Raw genomic sequence first — 17,241 nt, forward strand, 5'->3', positions numbered from 1 at the left:
TCTGTTCCCATTTTTGGAGTTCGCCCATGAAAAATCTTCAGAATAATTGCTATACATCTATGTCTCATCATTCTTTCGCTCCAACTTTGTTCTTGGGGTAAATCATGTACTATCCATTACTTTCAATTGCTTTAGGCTCGGTATTAGGTGCATGGTTGCGCTGGTTTCTGGGTCTAAAACTCAATCCTATTTTCCCGAATATTCCTTTGGGTACGGTCACGGTCAACTTTGTTGGCGGCTTTATTATTGGTTTTGCCATTTCATATTTTTCTCAAAGTTCACTCAGTCCCAATTATAAACTGTTTGTGATTACAGGCTTTTGTGGCGCGCTCACAACATTTTCGACATTTTCTGCCGAGATTATTGCCTTATTACAAAGTGGTAAATTGGGCTATGCCTGTGCAGCAATCGTGATTCATGTGGTTGGATCGCTATTGTTTACTATTCTGGGAATGAGCCTGCATCAATGGCTCAGTGCTGCATAATTGGGAGTCATCGTAATGAATGGATTTTTAATTACCTTTTATACCGCACAAAATCGTTCCTATCAGGGACAGCCGATCAGTGAATGGCTATTGGCCGTTGCCAAACAGATGAATTTACGTGGGGCGACGGTATTGGCTGGGCTGGAAGGTGTTGACCATCAAGGCCTATTTCATTCTGCCAGTTTCTTTGAATTGGCGGATCGACCTGTACAGATTCAATTTGCGGTAACAGAGCAACAAGCGACTGAATTATTGAGCTATCTCAATGCTAAAGAGATTTCACTATTCTATGTGAAAACACCGATTGAGTTTGGTGTGGTAGGACAGCAAAAGACAGATTCCTAAGGCTGGAATCAAGACATAAAAAAAAGAAGTCTAAGTGGAGGAGAGTTAACCTTAGACTTCTAATGCTTTCAGCTTAATGGGTGAAACTTAAATTAAAATTAACCTTTGCGGTTAAAACGTGCAAAGCGTTTGTTAAAGCTTGCAACACGACCTTCATTGCTGGCCTGACGTTGCTCACCGGTATAAAACGGATGTGATGCACTTGAAATATCAAGCGTCACGTAGGGATAAACTTTGCCTTGATATTCCTTGGTCTGTTTAGTTTGCAGGGTGCTACCAATTAAGAAGTAAGCATCGGCATTGGTATCGTGGAACAAGACTTGTTGATAAGCAGGATGGATATCTTTACGCATTTTGAATGACTCCTATTGTTGATAGAAATGTTATAACATAACAATATATGAAGTCAATTCATGTCTTTTCAAGTCAGCTGTATATAGAAATTGATCTAAGTAGATAACCCTCTAACTTGTTGCAACAACACAAGAGGGTATTAGATAGGCTAATTTGGAACTAATTCTTCAAATAAATCATTGAGATTGTCATGCACTTTGAGATGAATCAGATTCCAGTAATGTCCAGAAATAGTTCGGTTAACCATGAGCGTATCTGGTGATGGTTTAAAGACATCCCAGTATTTAAGCGATTTTTTCACCAGCAACATACCATCATGATGTGATGAGTTTTCTGCAAAATCATAATTGGTCGTTAATGGGCGCAATAGAATTTCAATCCATTGCGTATATAACTCACTTGGGAATTTCTGTTTTTCGGCAATCGAATGCAGTTCCGCCAGTAAGTCTTCAACTTGGGTAATATTTTCCTGACGAGCGGCATTGACCAGCGCCTTAAAGTGCTGAACGATTTCAGGCGATAAGGTTTTGACGCTACCGTAATCGTAAATAATCACACTGCCATCTTCACGGAAAGCAAAATTGCCTGGGTGCGGGTCGCAGTGAAAGCGTTTTAAGAAAAACATTTCCTGTCCCAAGGCACGAATCAGGCGACGTCCAATCTGATTACGTGTATCAACTGACCATGTACTTGCCGTTTCGATAGATTCACCTTGTTCCAGACTTAGGGTCAGTACGCGACGAGATGAATAGTCTTTATAAACGGTTGGGATGATCACTTGAGGATCGAGCTTTTCATGGAAGGTTTTAAATACTTCCAGATTTTGGGCCTCGATTTCATAGTTTAATTCGGCTGAGAGGCTGTCCTGAATTTCCTGAAACAGTTGATCTTGCAGCTTCTTGTCAATTTTTAATACGCCCATCAATCGTAAGGCAAGACGTACTTGTTTTAAGTCACTTTCACAGGCCTGATCCACACCCGGATACTGCACTTTTACCACAACGGCTTGCCCATTTGGCAGCACTGCACGATGGACTTGTCCGATTGATGCGGCAGCAAAAGGTTCTGTTTCAAAAGAGCTAAAAATCTGGTTTAACGGTTTACCCAGTTCTTTTTCAACTTGTTGTTGAATCGCGGAAAAAGGCATTGCTGGGGCCTGACGTTGCAGTTTGGCAATGGCTTTGGCGACTTCTGGCGGGAAAATATCCTTATATTGTGAGGCGATTTGCCCGACTTTCATCATTGCGCCTTTCATTTCTCCGAGGGTATCGGCAATCTGTAGACCGATGTCCTGAAACAGCTGGCTACGCGCTGCATTTTTCTGTTCTTCATCTGCGGTGAGATTGCGGATAGAGTTCGCCACGCTTTTGCTGGCAATACTTGCGGTCATACCAGCCAGTTTTAGAAAACGCTTACTGGGAGAGCTTGCATGTTTTGCCATAAGGACTTGACCTCATACGATCCAGTTTCAAAGTGATACCTTGATCATAGGTGACAAAACTTAAATTGCCTATAACAAAATGTTAAGTGATGTAAGCAGGTATAAGAGTGCTACTATCAGCAACTGTAGGCATGCAAACTGTACTGGCTATATGGTGCATGATCTAAAAATCATGTTTTTGAAAGTAATGACGGGAGGATCAATCGCAGGCAGCGTCCATGCCCCCTTGATGTCTTTTCTTGTTAAAAATGGATTGTCATTAGGTCGTGAGCGTCATTTTTGCCAAACGTTTATTGTTTAAATACAAACGGCTGATCAGCAATACACAGGCAATGCTTAAGCCAATAATCAGACCCAACCAGACACCTGCCACACCCCAAGAGGTATAACGGGCGAGATATAAACCAATCGGGAAGGCAATCACCCAATACGCCATTAAGGTAATCCACATCGGTGCTTGCGTGTCCTGCATCCCTCGTAAACAACCTGCCGCACTCACTTGCCATGCATCCATCAATTGATACGCCATTGCAAACCAGAGCAGATACATTGCTACAGGAATCACATCCACATCTGTGGTGTAGATTGCCACGATATAAGGACGTGCCAGAACAATCAGCGTCATTGTGAAAGCCGCAAAAATCGTAGCGCTAATTAATCCCACGGTTTGTACCTGACGCATTGCGTGCCAGTTCTGCTCGCCATAATACATGCCGACACGAATCGTTAAGGCAATTGCTAATGAAAGCGGAATCATAAACAGTTGAGAGGTGACTGAAATTGCAATTTGATGTGCTGCAATCGCATTTTCACCGAGTGGGCTAAGCACAATCGCGCCTGTGCTAAAAATACTGACTTCAAAGAAAACGGCCAGACCAATCGGTAAGCCGAGTTTCAGAATTCGTTTAATCCAAACTGGATCAAGTTTTTCCCATTTGGTAAAAATAGGCGCCTGCTTATAGGCTTTGGCTTTTGACACATACACAGCCAGTGTAATGAACATTAACCATTGCAAGATGGCTGTTGCAAAACCACAGCCTGCGCTACCAAGTGCTGGAATCGGCCCGAAGCCGTACATAAACATAAAGTTTAGCGGAATCAATACCAGCAAGGCGATTAAGCTGATTGCGGTGACCGGACGTGGATGTCCCAAGGCTTCGGAGTAGCTCCGTAACGCAGCATACATCATCACCGCAGGCATACCGAAGCCAATTGCATGAAGAAACAGGCTGGCTTTGGGTAATAAGCTTTCAGGTACGCCAAACAACGGCAAAAATCTAGGCATACATTGCAGGATCAACATTGCCACAGTACCCAGAATCACGGCGACCCATAAAGACTGACGGGCAATGGTCGGTATTTTCTCTGGTGTTTTTGCGCCGCGTGCTTCAGCGACCAAGGGGGTCGTTGCCAGCATGATGCCTGCAAATAACAGCATAATTGGAATCCATAGCCCGACACCGACTGCGATGGCTGCCAGATCTGTCGCAGAAAGATGACCTGCCATAATGGTATCGATCAGACCCAAACCCGCTTGAGCAAACTGGGTGATCAGGATGGGAAACATCAAATGGAATAGCTGTTTGAGTTCAAACCGCTTGGTTGTGACATGGGACACAAAAAATACTCTTATTAAAATGAGGAGGAATCAGCGTTGCAGGGTGAGGAGCACCCCAATAAAAATCACAATACTACCGAGCAGGCGTTGCCAGTTAATCGGTGTTTTTTCTGTACCTAACCAGCCAAAGTGATCAATAAACATCGAAATCACCAGTTGCCCGAAAATGACCAAACCTGAAAACGTTAACAATCCGAGCTTGGGTGCAGTATAAATGCTCAAACTAATCGCATAAACCCCAAGAAAGCCACCTAGCCATAGAAACCAGGGAATTTGTGAAATTTCACTTAAACTCGGCTTATTGGCACTCTGAAAACAGACCAGTAGTGCCAGCACAATCGTGCCAATAAAAAAAGAAAGTAGAGCGGCTTGCAGGGGAGAGTTTAGATACTCTCGCAGTTGTGTATTGATTGCAGTCTGAAAGGCCATGGCAATGCCAATCCCTAAAGTCAGGGGAAGAATAAAAAGTAATTGGCTAGAAATTTTCATCATATTATCGGTCTAATTGTTCTTGGTTATCCTCAGTCTAACTGAATACGTAGATGATGATAAGCCGAATGCGCGAGTCATGTTAAAATAGCAGGGTTCTGTCATTGAGCTGCTATCTTGAGCCATTTAAACCCCGCAAATATTCCGCTTTCCTTGTATATCCATATGCCGTGGTGTGTCCGTAAATGTCCTTATTGTGACTTTAACTCGCATGCTGTACCTGATGGACAATTGTCGTTAGAACTGGAACAGCAATATCTGGCTGCACTGGTGGCAGATTTTGAAACTCAGGTTGAAATGGCGCAAGGCCGATCGATTCACAGTGTTTTTATTGGTGGCGGAACACCTTCGCTGATCTCTGCACAAGGGTATCAATGGTTATTTGAACAGTTGAAAGCGTGTTTAGCGTTTGAGCCAGATTGTGAAATTACGCTGGAAGCCAATCCGGGAACCGTTGAGCATGACCCGTTTGCGGATTATCTTGCTACGGGGATTAACCGTTTATCCTTGGGTGTACAAAGTTTTGATCCTGAACATTTACAGCGTTTAGGACGGATTCATACGGCCAATAATGCACTTGATGCGATTCAGCAGGCACGACAAGCAGGCTTTGAGCGCGTAAATGTAGACTTGATGCACGGCTTACCTCAGCAAACAGAAGAACAGGCCTTAACGGATCTTAGATTGGCTGTAGAGCACGGAGCGACGCATATTAGCTGGTATCAGCTGACCATTGAGCCAAACACGGTTTTCTTCCGAACCCAGCCTGTATTGCCCCAAGACGAGGTTCTAGAGCATATTCAGGAGCAAGGTGAGGCATATTTGAAGGCCAATGGTTATGTGAATTATGAAGTTTCGGCTTGGCGTAAGGAAAAGCCATCGGCACATAATCTGAATTATTGGCAATTTGGTGATTATCTGGCGATTGGAGCTGGTGCGCATGGCAAGGTCACGCGTCCTGATGGAATCTATCGTTTCCAGAAAACCCGCTTACCTAAAGATTATTTGGCTAAAGTCCCTGCTGAACATGTGCAAATGAAACGCATTGAAGCAGAGGAATTACCTTTCGAATTTATGATGAACGCATTGCGTTTAAATGAAGGTGTGGCGACCGAGTTTTATACGCAGCGTACAGGGCTTGCGTTGGAAGATTTGAATGAGACATTGCATCAGTTGCGTGAGAAAAAACTCCTTGTTGCTGATGAGGGGCGAATTGCCTGTACCGAGCAGGGGCATATCTTTTTAAATTCGGTGCTAGAAAAATTTTTATAGTTTAAAAATTATGTGTGCTTTGAGCAGGGAAGCTTAAAGCATAGATTTTGGTTTTGTCATCATTTGGAAAGATATCGAAGACAAAATAAAAAAGCCTCATCAAATGATGAGGCTTTTTAGAATCTGGTGGGTCGTCCGCGACTCGAACGCGGGACCAACGGATTAAAAGTCCGCTGCTCTACCAACTGAGCTAACGACCCTGAGCGAGGATAAGTAAAACAACGTTTTACCTGAGCGCAAGAGAAAATCTATGATTTTCTGTAGCTTAACCTCTTACAGGCGTTTGTAAAATACATTTTACAAACTCTCAAAACATTAGATGGTGGGTCGTCCGCGACTCGAACGCGGGACCAACGGATTAAAAGTCCGCTGCTCTACCAACTGAGCTAACGACCCTAAGCAAGTATTTCAACAAGCTTCGCAAGAAAAACTAATTTGTTCTAAATGCGTCTTCGTTTTGATGTTGCGTATTCTAGCAAGTTATTCAGCTAACACAAGAGGAAATTTAAAAACATGTGCATGATTGTTTATAAAAAGCACGATTTCCTCTTATTTAGCTAAAAAATAAACTAGAAACGGTATTGATAGCTTTGAATATTGTCAAAGATCTCAGTATTTACATCACAATAGCTGCTTTCACCAGGTAATAAAACCAATAAACGTTCAGAAGTTTTGCTCGGATTGAACGCGTCTTCTTTCAATTTATTCTTCTGGTATTTAAATGTACCTGTGGTTTCGACCTTTTCCTGTACGCGTAAAAACACAGGAATGGCATATGAAGGTAAACATTTTTTAAATACGTTCACCATTTCGCTTAAATCTGCATCATTTAGCTCGACACCATCGACCAAGGTAATGGCTGCCATGCCAGCACGACCGTTGGTATTTGGAATTTCTACGCCATATACCACTGCTTCTGCGATTTTTTCATACTCGCACACCATGTTTTCAACTTCAGTGGTCGAAACATTTTCCCCTTTCCAGCGGAATGTGTCGCCTAGACGATCCACAAACTGTGCATGACGGAAGCCGATATCACGGACCAAGTCGCCTGTATTGAAGTATGAGTCACCTTGAGTGAATACATCTTTCATAATCACAGATTTGTTCTTTTCAGGGTCGGTATAACCATCGAAAGGCGAGCGACTGGTGATCTTACCAATCAGTAAGCCCACTTCACCAGTTTTGACTTTTTTGCAATAGCCTTTTTTGTCGCGTACCAGTTCGTTCTTTTCTTTGTCAAATTCAACGATGGCATAAGGCGTAGGAGAGAAGCCGACGGTATTGTCAAAGTTAAAGATATTGCTGAAACCGACATTACCTTCGCTTGAAGCATAAAGTTCAAGGACTTCTTCAACACCAAAACGCTCTTTGAATTTGCCCCAGATATTTGGACGCATGCCATTACCAATCATTTTGGTGACACGATGGGCACGATCCAGTTCTGTTGCAGGTGCATCAATCAGGTAGCGGCAAAGTTCACCGACGTAACCAATCGCAGAAGCATTGAATTTCTGTACATCTTTCCAGAAGGCACTGGTTGAATATTTACGACGTACTGCAAGCGTTGCACTGCCTGCAATTACGCCACACCAGCACACCACCACACCTGTTGCATGGTAAAGCGGTAGGGTGACATACATCACATCATCTTTGCCAAGATTGAGAATATGACCATAGGTACCGTAAGCAAGTGTCCAGCGGCTATGCGTAAAAATCACGGCTTTTGGCAAACCAGTGGTGCCTGAAGTGTAAATATAGAACAAGCCATCTTTACCCGTTACGGTACGTGTGGTGGATGGGTTGAATTTCGGGAACTGGTCAATTTGTAGCGCTAGATTGACGTAGCCTTCTGGTGCTACATCTGCATTTTTACGGGTTTCCTGATCAGCAAACCAGTGGAAACGGTCTTGAGCAACTTTTAAATCCTGACGTGCTTCATCGATTGCAGCACGGACTTCTTCACCCGCAATTACTGCAATTGGATTGACCAGATTAATACTATGCGCGAGTACTTTACCGACTTGAGAGGTATTTACAAGCGCAATGGTGACCCCGATTTTTGCTAAAGCAACAATGCTGGCAATCAATTCTGGACGGTTCTCAACCATCACAGCAATCACATCACCTTTTTTTGCACCCAGAGATAAATAGTAATGTGCAATCTGGTTTGCCCATTCATTTAAGGCCTGATAACTATAGCTTTGATCTTCAAATAACAGTGCGATGCCTTGAGGGTTACGCTTGACTGCTTTTTCAAAGGCAATACCTAAACCAGCGGGAGAAGATGGCGTACGTAAATATGCCTGTTTAAGACCATTAAGGATATGAGGTACTTTAGTAATGAAGTTTGGAAGTCGAGTAGCGACATCACCAAGAGTAATAATATCGGTCTGCGTAGTTTGGCTCATATCAATCCTGTTTATTTTTCGATCAATCCAAAAATGGCTATCCGTAAGAACACAACCATTCACACCATTGTCGTTGATGCTGTTTTGTAATGGTAAGTCCCTAGAGCAATCAACCTAATTTGACAAAATAACAAAAAAGCCTAGTCACCGAAATGACTAGGCTTAGCCTTATTGAGTGCAATTTAGCAAATTACTCATTGCTAGCTGCAGCTTTTTTGGGTGGACGTCCACGTGGACGGCGCGGGCGGCTCGATTTCTCTTTTTCTGCTTTTGCAGCTTCGTCTTCAGACTCTGCTTCAGTTGCAGGTGCTGCCTGTTCTGCTTTTTCAGCAGCTTGGGCTTTCTCAGCAACTTTAGTTGTTACTTCAGACTTCGCTTCAGCTTTAGCCACTGGTGCTTCGACAGCTTCAATTGGTGCTACTTCTGCTGGCGCTGCAGTTGTCTCAGTCGCAAGCTCTAATGGTTGTTGCTCTGGCGCTGCAACCACAGTTTCTTCTGCTGGAGTAACCGCTTCTTCTGTTTTCACTTCTTCTTTCGATTCAGTGTTTTCGACAGGAGCTGGAGTCGCGTTCGAAGCAATATGCGCTTCTTTAGCTTGCTCAGCAGCAAGTTTTGCTAAACGACGACGTTCACGAGGATCGTTTGCAACACGCACTGTGGATGCTTCAGGTGGTGTTAATGCTAACACTGGTGCTGGTTCAGCTTCTTCAGTGACTTGCTTGCTTGGAAGTTCAGCATCACGTGTTACAGGACGCTTTTCTTCTTCAACCACTGTTTCTACAACGAGAGTGCTTGCATATTGCTCAGCAAACTTTTGTAGGGCGCGGTTAAATGTCGTGATTAAACCAAACTGCTCAATCAAGATGGTGCAGTCTTCGCCATACACATGACGAATCAAGCTACCTAGCGTGTATTGACCCAACGCAGGAATTTGCGATGGTGCAACTTTTGGTGCAGCGGCTTTCTGAGGTGCTTGAGCACCACGTTGACGACGGCGAGAACGCGGATCATTGCTGGCACGTTTTACAGGTGCTTGAACCGCTTCTTCTGCAGTTGCAGCAGGTGCTTCTTTCGCAACGACTGGTTCTGCTTGAACCGCAGGTTTTGTTTCAGCTTTTTCAACAACAGCAGGAGCAACCTCAGCTTTTGCTTTAGGTGCAGGTGCTTGTTGTGGATTCAGTGCAACAATCTCACTTTGACCTTGGTCAATGTTCACGATCAATGCCGTGTTCATTGGTTCTGAACGTGGTGCATCAACAACATCAACTTTAACCTGTTGTGGATTCGCAGGCGCTGCAGTTGTAGCCGCAGGTGCTTCATTCAACACGCTTTGGTCACGATGACGGTTTGGACGGTTCGGACGCTGTTGGTTGCGGTCACGACGTGGTAATGGCGCATTCTCATTGCCTTGAGCAGCATCATGATGCTGTTGCTGGTTTTGAGGCTCTTGCGATTGCTGACGTTTTTGTTGACGTTTCAGTTCGCGTTGCTCTTGGCGCTGTTCCTGACGTGACAACTGAACCACTTCTTCGTGCACTTGATTTTGTTGTTCATGTGCATGGGCGTGTTGTTCACGTTGCTCTTTGTGCTTACGTTTCTTCTGGTTTTGATTCGGACGATGTGGTTTTTCGTCTTTCTCAAACTGCTCACGCGTTTCCTGTTTCACAGGATTTTGTGAGATATAGGCATTGTTTGCCGCTGGTGCAGCAGTTTCAGTGGCAACAGGTGCATTCACCTGACCAAACTGGCCACGGCTCACTGCGCCATTATTTACCATTTGCTCAATCGCAGCTGCAGCATTTTGTGCCGAACGAGATTGGTCTGTGGTTTGCGCTTGTTTTTGAACAAACAGGTTTTCTAACCATGCACAAGGACTTGCTGACTTTTGTGCAACAGCCTGTTGAGCTTGTTTTGCTGGTGCTGCCGCATTTTGTGCTGCTTTCTTCTGTGGTGCAGCTGCTTGATTTTGTGCAGGTGCATGGTGATGCTCTGCATCTTCCAAATGCCAGTCAGAAGACTCATAACCGAGTTCTTTTTCACTCGAACGAGTTGCTTCAGTACGTTCATAACTCGACGGCGCAAAACCATCTGGATTGAACTGGATCTGGTAGTGCGGCGTTTCCAAGTGCGGATGCGGTAATACTGTTACACGAACATTTGACGTTTGTTCTAAGTAAACAAGGCTGTGACGCTTTTCATTCAATAAGAATGCTGCGATTTCAACAGGGACTTCAACTTGAACTTCACCTTGACGTTCGCGTAATGCAATTTCTTCAACCTTACGCATGATCGAAAGTGACAATGAACGTAAGTCACGCACCATGCCTGTACCATGACAGCGTGGGCACACGTAACCTGTCGCTTCTTCAAGAGAAGGGCGTAAACGTTGACGGCTCATTTCCATCAGGCCAAAACGTGATAGTTGACCGAACTGGATACGTGCGCGGTCGCTTTGCGTTGCTTCACGTAATTTGGCTTCAACCATACGCTGGTTACGGTCTTTGGTCATGTCGATGAAATCGATGACCACTAAACCGCCGATATCACGTAAACGAAGTTGACGTGCAATTTCTTCAGCTGCTTCAAGGTTGGTATTGAGTGCTGTTTCTTCAACATCGTGACCGCGAGTTGATTTCGCCGAGTTAATATCAATTGATACCAAAGCTTCAGTCTGGTCAATCACGATTGAACCGCCAGAAGGCAGTTTTACTTCACGCTCATAGGCAGTCTGGATTTGGCTTTCGATACCGAAGTGAGCAAATAAAGGCTCATTTAAAGTATAGGTTTTTAATTTATCAAGCTGACGTGGCATCACTGCTTTTACGAAGTTATAGGCTTCGTTATAGGCTTGCTCACTATCAATCAGGATTTCAGCCACATCATCACGTAAATAATCACGAATGGCACGTGTCACCACGCCTGCTTCTTGATGTACCAGCATTGGTGATGGACCTGAACTTGCTGAACCTTGGATTTGTGCCCAAAGGTCAAGTAAGTGTTGCAAGTCGAGTTGCAGTTCTTCCTGAGTGCGGCCAATACCTGCGGTACGAACGATCACGCTCATGCCACGCGGTACATTTAAAGACGCTAAAATTTCTTTGAGTTCTTCACGTACCGAACCTGAAATCTGACGGCTGATACCGCCACCTTTCGGATTGTTCGGCATTAAAACTAAATAACGGCCTGCAAGGGAAATGAAAGTCGATAGGGCAGCACCTTTGTTGCCACGCTCTTCTTTTTCAACTTGAACCAGTAATTCAGTGCCTTCAGTGATGAGTTCACGGATGTTTGAAGTTTGACGAGGGTCAGCTTTGAAGTACGAGTTTGCAATTTCTCGCATTGATAAAAAGCCTTGACGCTGTGCGCCGTACTCAACGAAAACCGCCTCTAAAGATGGCTCAACGCGAGTAACATGACCTTTATAAATATTTGATTTTTTTTGTTCGCGAGTACGATTCTCTAAATCGAAATCGTAAAGGCGATTACCGGTGATAAGTGCAACGCGAACTTCTTCGGCGTGGGTTGCATTAATCAACATACGTTTCATGGGTGTGACACCTAATAGTGATACACACAAACAATAAGCCCAATATTTTTGAGCAAACATCAAATTGGCGCGATCAAGACTCAGAAGCAACTTTGTGTAGGAAGCTCTGAAACCACTGGCTGTAAGTATCCAGCTGGGGGCTTTGATTCGGTTATTCCGATGTTAGCAATACTGCTTCAATCTTGAATCCGTTGATATTTCATGGCATGTCTTACATCTGTGAAATATCACTAGATCCGACATAATCAAAGTTTCCTGTACGCTTCACTGGCGGGTGAGCGGTGCATTGGATGGTGACTTTCACTGTCATTAAGCATTGAAGTCGATCCATCTGGAAGTCTTGATACGGAATGATCATCGTATCTCTGCTTGGCAGTTCCAATGCATCAACGCTTTAGCCTGAATGCGACATCAGGGAGCAAATTGTCTGATGTGGATCAGTTTACGTTTAATAACCAGCAAATTGCTGGCGACATATTTTTTCTGAACAAACTGTATGTGCTGATGCACAATTAAACGCAACAGTTTGCCATTTTGCCGATATAATAAGCCTTCGGCGTCGGCATAATTCTTTAGGACCTATCCGAGTTATTGGTGAATATCTCATCGATTTAAAATTTTATCTAAATAAAATTTCTGATTTGATGCTCACTTACGGTGGTATCCGTGCGCTGAATATACCAAACCTTGCAGCATCTGCCTATGGGCTAAGTTTAGGTTTCTTGTGAAATAACTTAGCTAAATGATCATTTTTTAATCATATTTAGCAAATCTTGGATTAATCGAGCGTATGAATTCTACACAACAATGGCAAAGTGTCACTTGGTTTGACGTGGATGAGCATCAAGACGGGCAGCGAATAGATAATTTTTTATTTACCCGATTAAAAGGTGTTCCAAAAAGTCGAATCTACCGTTTGATTCGTGAAGGGCAAGTACGCGTAAACAAAAAAAGAATAAAAGCAGAAACACGTTTGAGCATTGGCGACCAGATTCGTGTCGCACCAATTCGTTATGAACAAAAGGATGAAACGGCTGCACCTGTAAGCGATAGCGTTGCGCAAAGCTTATTGAGCCGTGTGGTTTATGAAGATGAAGGTCTGTTGGTCATTAATAAGCCTTCGGGTATCGCCGTGCATGGCGGTAGTGGTGTGGCCTATGGCTTGATCGAAGCGTTACGGGCTGCCACAGGTAAAAAATATTTAGAACTGATTCATCGTATTGACCGTGATACCTCAGGTCTGGTGATGGTCAGTAAAAAGCGCAGTACTCTAAAATTGCTACAGGATCTCCTGCGCGAACATAAGATCCAGAAAACGTATGCGGCTATTGTCAAAGGGCAAGTCAGTCTGGATCGCCAAATGATTGATGCGCCTTTATTGCGTTATGAACTAGCCAATGGCGAGCGTCGTGTCCGTGTTACTTCTGAAGGTAAGCCAAGTAAGACAGACTGGAAAGTGGTTGAGCGCTTTAAAACAGCAACTCTGGTTCATGCATCACCATTATCAGGTCGTACCCATCAAATTCGTGTACATGGTTTAAGTATTGGTCATCCTTTGGTGGGGGACGATAAATATGGACACAATACAGTGTATAACGGCCCAGCAGCACGCCGTTTGTGCCTGCATGCCATGCGTTTGGAAATTCCGAATTATCCAGTGATTGATGCACCGATGCCCGAAGATATGCAGCAGGTGATTGACGAGTTGAGAAAGCAGAAATGAAGCAGAATATCGAACTCATCATTTTTGATTGGGATGGCACCTTATTCGACTCGGTAGGCCAGATTGTGGCTAGTTTGCAATATGCAGCACAACAATTTGAGCAGCCACTGACTGATGAAGCCGCGAAAAGCATTATTGGTTTAGGTTTACCCGAAGTGATGCAGATCCTGTTTCCGCAAGTACCTAATTTGCATCAAGAGCTTTTGCAATGCTATGCCGATCATTATGTGGCAAACTCGAAAGGTGATGTCTGGTTCAATGGTGTCGCTGAGCTATTGATGGATTTAAAGCAGCAAGGTCTCAAGCTTGCCGTAGCGACAGGCAAAAGCCGTAAAGGTCTGGACCGTGTATTGGCACAAACCAATAGCCATGCACTGTTCGATATTACCCGTGCCGCGAGTGAAACCAAGTCCAAGCCAGACCCATTGATGTTGCAGGAGATTCTTGCCGAGATGGATGTAGCGGTTGAACGCGCTATTATGGTTGGGGATACCAGTTACGATCTGGAAATGGCACAAAACCTGAGTATGCCGCGTATCGGGGTCAGTTATGGGGTGCACAGTATTGAAACTTTGCAGCAATACCAGCCATTAACCATCGCGCATAACGTGCAGGACTTGCATGGTTATTTACAAAGCCTCCTCAAGGTTGCTGATTTAACTGAAAGTTAAGCCGCTTAAGATAAAATGATCATGAGGGGAGAGTTCGCTTTCCCGTCATCCATAATAAAAATAGGGACTGTATGAGCCGATCGATCCGTTTGCTCAATTTATTACAACTACTCAGAGAATATCGCTATCCAGTCACTGCGCAGGTATTGGCAGAGCGATTGCAGATTAGTCAGCGCAGTGTCTATCGTGACATTGAAACATTACGCGCCGAAGGTGTGAATATTGATGCTGCGGCAGGCTTGGGTTTTCAACTCAAAGAAGATTTCCTGTTACCGCCAATGACCTTGAACGAAACCGAAATTGAGGCCATCTTCCTAGCCTTAAACTGGTTGAGTGAAATTCCAGATCTGGCTTTAAAATCGGCTTCAACGTCGGTATTGGCGAAACTCAATGCGGTATTGCCTGAACATTGTCGACATTTACTTGAACAAACCACCTTACGCTCAATTAACGCCTGGTTACCCGTGGATGAAAATCTGGTAGAGCAAGTACGTTTGGCCATCCGTCAGCAAGTCAAAATTGTCGTCGATTATGCAGATGAACAACAACGTATCAGTTCTCGTACCGTGTGGCCTTTTGCTTTAGGTTATTTTAATGATCGGATTGTGCTGGCGGCATGGTGTGAGTTGCGACAGAGTTTTCGGCACTTTCGGATTGACCGTATTCGACAGTTAAGCCTGAGTCAGGAGCTTTATCCGCAATTTAAACAGCAGCTCTTTCAACAATGGTGGATTCAAGAGGTGTGTTCGACTACTGACAGAAACTGACAATCTAAACAATTACATTGAAATAAGAATAACTCACTAAGGAAATATCAACATGGCACTTAAACTTTATACCAATAATTTCTCACGTGGCGTTGTTGTCGACTGGTTACTCATCGAATTGGGTGTGCAGTGTGAGCGCATCGAAGTGGCCTTTGAAACAGAAATGAAAGCGCCTGAGTACTTAAAAATCAATCCATTTGGCAAAGTCCCGGTATTGGTGGACGATGATATCGTGGTGTATGAGCTTGATGCGATTTGTGCGTATTTAGCCGATAAGTTTGCTGACAAAGGTTTGGCACCTGCACTCAATGATCCAAAACGCGGCCTTTATTATCGCTGGTTGTTCTTTATTTCTGGGCCTTGGGAGGCTGCTTCAACCAATAAAATGCTGGGCGTTGAGGTGAAACCCGATCAGAAAGGATCTGTCGGATATGGAGACTACCACGATGCCTATAATGCCTTTGTACAAGGCTTGAGTGAAGTTGATCCGTATTTATGTGGAAAGCAGTTCACCGCTGCGGATGTAACTGTTGCCGCGATGTTGTTCTGGCAGCTTAAGATGGGAGAGGTTGAATCTCATCCTGCAATTGAACGCTATCTGGACAATATTAAGCAGCGTCCAAGCTATCAAAAATTTGCTGCCTTTTTTAGCAATGCTTAGATTCTCATCCTCCTAAAAAGCCGACTCGTTCGGCTTTTTTAATTTTTGCAGTGCCTATAAACGATCAAATCAAAATAAAAAATATAAATGAAAAACTCTTTGTTTAACGTTTAGATGGAAATGTCACTGAGCGTTATTAGTTCAGTAAAATTGTGTTGACTCAGCTCTAGAAAATCAGCATAACTAAAAACCTTATGTTAGGATCAAAGACCGATTGTGTTGTGATGAAATGTCATCTTTGTAGTCAAAAAATCATGATGATTTAAAACGCGATAACATTGAAAACACGCCGTAATCATAGGGATATAACATAATGGACCTCATGCGATTAGATTCCACCAAAGAAGAAGTACATGAAAGATAAGCCGACATTAACCTATCAATTGCCGACACAATCTTGCTTGAGTCATACTTGGGTGAAACCTCCGTTTCCACATGAGGCTTCTGATCATTGCGGGATAGACCGTTTCTATAATTTGCAGAAACCGTTAACGCCGTTTGATCGAAAAGGGCTGCTAAAGTGGTTGGCGACACGTCAGTCCTATACATGGAATGTTGATCGTGTTCATGAGTCCAATTTACGCAATCAAATGCTGGAACTGCCTCAAAACCGTCCGCATGCGGACTTAAATGACTGGCAAATCTGGTTCGTGGGACACGCTACGATTTTAATTCAAATCGGCCCTTATAACTTTCTGACTGATCCCGTCTGGTGTGAATATGCCAGCCCGAAGCAGGGCAATGGCCCACGCCGTGTATGTCCCGCAGGAATTGCACTAGAACATCTCCCGACTATTCATGGGGTGTTATTGAGTCATAATCATTATGACCACATGGATCTAGCGACTCTAGAATGGTTACATCAAAAATTTGAAATGCCGATTTATACTGGTTTAGGTAATGCCTATTACCTGCCGAAGCATTTGCATGTGATTGAAATGGATTGGTGGCAGGAAATCCCGTTTCATGATGAGTTAAAGATTGCCTATACACCTGCACAACATGCATCTGGACGTGGCGTGCGCGATCAGAACCGTGCTTTATGGGGTGGTTTTTCTTTGCTTGCCAAGACAGGGCATTGTTTTTTTGCGGGGGATACTGGTTATTCAGGGCATTTTAAACAAATCCATGAGCGCTATGGCGATGCCCGAATTGCATTATTGCCGATAGGTGCTTATGAACCACGAATGTTGATGCGTTATGTGCACATGAATCCACAAGATGCATTTCATGCGCATTTAGATTTGCATGCGCACCGTTCACTGGCGATTCATTATCGTACCTTTCAGTTGACAGATGAAGATCGTGATTCTCCTGAACATGAATTGCAGCATGCCATGAAATCTTCTTCGAAACTGGTTAATCCTTTCTATTGCATTCGAGAAGGGCATTTTATTCGGGCTTAAAAGCTGGTGTAAGTTGATACATCCATGGTCATGGTTGTTATTCTAGTCAAA

The 17,241-nt window shown here is 43.9% G+C and carries 15 protein-coding genes and 2 tRNA genes; 8 read left to right on the forward strand and 9 right to left on the reverse strand.

Annotated elements, in window-relative coordinates; translation table 11 throughout:
• The first annotated feature begins 104 nt into the window (after positions 1-104).
• Entirely contained in the window at positions 105-485 is a 381-nt protein-coding gene (gene crcB / locus A9Z07_RS14010; protein ID WP_004774202.1) for a fluoride efflux transporter CrcB, read from the forward strand.
• Between the two features lie 15 nt (positions 486-500).
• Complete coding sequence (locus tag A9Z07_RS14015) at positions 501-830, forward strand: DUF190 domain-containing protein (RefSeq protein ID WP_047431318.1); 330 nt, start codon at positions 501-503, stop codon at positions 828-830.
• 98 nt (positions 831-928) lie between these two features.
• Here A9Z07_RS14015 and A9Z07_RS14020 read toward each other — a convergent pair whose 3' ends face one another.
• The 4 genes from A9Z07_RS14020 to A9Z07_RS14035 all read right to left on the reverse strand — a co-directional run bounded on the left by A9Z07_RS14020 (position 929) and on the right by A9Z07_RS14035 (position 4,735).
• Positions 929-1,183: a type B 50S ribosomal protein L31 gene (locus A9Z07_RS14020; RefSeq protein ID WP_004774205.1), complete on the reverse strand. Its 255-nt coding sequence runs from the start codon at positions 1,181-1,183 to the stop codon at positions 929-931.
• Positions 1,184-1,332: 149 nt separating this feature from the next.
• Positions 1,333-2,625 carry an ABC1 kinase family protein gene (locus A9Z07_RS14025; RefSeq protein WP_069579465.1) on the reverse strand — a complete coding sequence of 431 codons (1,293 nt, stop codon included), beginning with the start codon at positions 2,623-2,625 and terminating at the stop codon, positions 1,333-1,335.
• A 259-nt stretch (positions 2,626-2,884) separates the two neighbouring features.
• Positions 2,885-4,243, reverse strand: coding sequence for an MATE family efflux transporter (locus tag A9Z07_RS14030; protein WP_004774209.1), 1,359 nt, complete (start codon positions 4,241-4,243; stop codon positions 2,885-2,887).
• 30 nt (positions 4,244-4,273) lie between these two features.
• Positions 4,274-4,735, reverse strand: coding sequence for a DMT family transporter (locus tag A9Z07_RS14035; RefSeq protein ID WP_004774211.1), 462 nt, complete (start codon positions 4,733-4,735; stop codon positions 4,274-4,276).
• 114 nt (positions 4,736-4,849) lie between these two features.
• On the opposite strand from A9Z07_RS14035, the gene hemW reads away from it, so the two are divergent.
• Positions 4,850-6,004: a radical SAM family heme chaperone HemW gene (gene hemW / locus A9Z07_RS14040; protein WP_069579467.1), complete on the forward strand. Its 1,155-nt coding sequence runs from the start codon at positions 4,850-4,852 to the stop codon at positions 6,002-6,004.
• A gap of 124 nt (positions 6,005-6,128) precedes the next feature.
• On the opposite strand, the gene A9Z07_RS14045 is transcribed toward hemW, so the two are convergent.
• The 5 genes from A9Z07_RS14045 to A9Z07_RS17920 all read right to left on the reverse strand — a co-directional run bounded on the left by A9Z07_RS14045 (position 6,129) and on the right by A9Z07_RS17920 (position 12,320).
• Positions 6,129-6,204 (reverse strand) — tRNA-Lys (locus tag A9Z07_RS14045).
• A 120-nt stretch (positions 6,205-6,324) separates the two neighbouring features.
• A tRNA-Lys gene (locus tag A9Z07_RS14050) sits at positions 6,325-6,400 on the reverse strand.
• Positions 6,401-6,573: 173 nt separating this feature from the next.
• The gene (locus A9Z07_RS14055) at positions 6,574-8,415 is read right to left on the reverse strand and encodes a long-chain-acyl-CoA synthetase (RefSeq protein ID WP_069579470.1); all 1,842 of its coding nucleotides are present in this window, start codon (positions 8,413-8,415) and stop codon (positions 6,574-6,576) included.
• A gap of 190 nt (positions 8,416-8,605) precedes the next feature.
• Positions 8,606-11,962 carry an Rne/Rng family ribonuclease gene (locus tag A9Z07_RS14060; RefSeq protein WP_069579471.1) on the reverse strand — a complete coding sequence of 1,119 codons (3,357 nt, stop codon included), beginning with the start codon at positions 11,960-11,962 and terminating at the stop codon, positions 8,606-8,608.
• Between the two features lie 211 nt (positions 11,963-12,173).
• Entirely contained in the window at positions 12,174-12,320 is a 147-nt protein-coding gene (locus tag A9Z07_RS17920; RefSeq protein WP_004637771.1) for a hypothetical protein, read from the reverse strand.
• A 432-nt stretch (positions 12,321-12,752) separates the two neighbouring features.
• Between A9Z07_RS17920 and A9Z07_RS14065 the strand changes: the two genes are divergently transcribed.
• The 5 genes from A9Z07_RS14065 to A9Z07_RS14085 all read left to right on the forward strand — a co-directional run bounded on the left by A9Z07_RS14065 (position 12,753) and on the right by A9Z07_RS14085 (position 17,190).
• Complete coding sequence (locus A9Z07_RS14065) at positions 12,753-13,685, forward strand: RluA family pseudouridine synthase (RefSeq protein ID WP_069579473.1); 933 nt, start codon at positions 12,753-12,755, stop codon at positions 13,683-13,685.
• Positions 13,682-14,356, forward strand: a complete 675-nt coding sequence (locus tag A9Z07_RS14070) for an HAD-IA family hydrolase (protein WP_069579475.1) — start codon at positions 13,682-13,684, stop codon at positions 14,354-14,356. The genes A9Z07_RS14065 and A9Z07_RS14070 overlap by 4 nt, the downstream gene beginning before the upstream one ends.
• 71 nt (positions 14,357-14,427) lie before the next feature.
• A complete protein-coding gene (locus A9Z07_RS14075; RefSeq protein WP_047431292.1) occupies positions 14,428-15,123 on the forward strand; it encodes a helix-turn-helix transcriptional regulator in 696 nt (231 codons plus the stop codon).
• 52 nt (positions 15,124-15,175) lie between these two features.
• A complete protein-coding gene (locus tag A9Z07_RS14080) occupies positions 15,176-15,784 on the forward strand; it encodes a glutathione S-transferase family protein (RefSeq protein WP_047431290.1) in 609 nt (202 codons plus the stop codon).
• 353 nt (positions 15,785-16,137) lie between these two features.
• Positions 16,138-17,190, forward strand: coding sequence for an MBL fold metallo-hydrolase (locus A9Z07_RS14085; protein ID WP_004774224.1), 1,053 nt, complete (start codon positions 16,138-16,140; stop codon positions 17,188-17,190).
• The last annotated feature ends 51 nt before the right edge of the window (positions 17,191-17,241 follow it).

Origin of the sequence: Acinetobacter sp. YK3, from assembly GCF_001729365.1 — a bacterium.
GTDB classification, from domain to species: Bacteria; Pseudomonadota; Gammaproteobacteria; order Pseudomonadales; family Moraxellaceae; genus Acinetobacter; species Acinetobacter vivianii.

Bases quoted from the DNA above. Each gene is read 5' to 3' on its own strand.
- crcB (WP_004774202.1), top strand. From the start codon at position 105: ATGTACTATCCATTACTTTCAATTGCTTTAGGCTCGGTATTAGGTGCA.
- A9Z07_RS14015 (WP_047431318.1), top strand. From the start codon at position 501: ATGAATGGATTTTTAATTACCTTTTATACCGCACAAAATCGTTCCTAT.
- A9Z07_RS14020 (WP_004774205.1), bottom strand. From the start codon at position 1,183: ATGCGTAAAGATATCCATCCTGCTTATCAACAAGTCTTGTTCCACGAT.
- A9Z07_RS14025 (WP_069579465.1), bottom strand. From the start codon at position 2,625: ATGGCAAAACATGCAAGCTCTCCCAGTAAGCGTTTTCTAAAACTGGCT.
- A9Z07_RS14035 (WP_004774211.1), bottom strand. From the start codon at position 4,735: ATGATGAAAATTTCTAGCCAATTACTTTTTATTCTTCCCCTGACTTTA.
- A9Z07_RS14055 (WP_069579470.1), bottom strand. From the start codon at position 8,415: ATGAGCCAAACTACGCAGACCGATATTATTACTCTTGGTGATGTCGCT.
- A9Z07_RS14060 (WP_069579471.1), bottom strand. From the start codon at position 11,962: ATGAAACGTATGTTGATTAATGCAACCCACGCCGAAGAAGTTCGCGTT.
- A9Z07_RS17920 (WP_004637771.1), bottom strand. From the start codon at position 12,320: ATGATCATTCCGTATCAAGACTTCCAGATGGATCGACTTCAATGCTTA.
- A9Z07_RS14065 (WP_069579473.1), top strand. From the start codon at position 12,753: ATGAATTCTACACAACAATGGCAAAGTGTCACTTGGTTTGACGTGGAT.
- A9Z07_RS14070 (WP_069579475.1), top strand. From the start codon at position 13,682: ATGAAGCAGAATATCGAACTCATCATTTTTGATTGGGATGGCACCTTA.
- A9Z07_RS14075 (WP_047431292.1), top strand. From the start codon at position 14,428: ATGAGCCGATCGATCCGTTTGCTCAATTTATTACAACTACTCAGAGAA.
- A9Z07_RS14080 (WP_047431290.1), top strand. From the start codon at position 15,176: ATGGCACTTAAACTTTATACCAATAATTTCTCACGTGGCGTTGTTGTC.
- A9Z07_RS14085 (WP_004774224.1), top strand. From the start codon at position 16,138: ATGAAAGATAAGCCGACATTAACCTATCAATTGCCGACACAATCTTGC.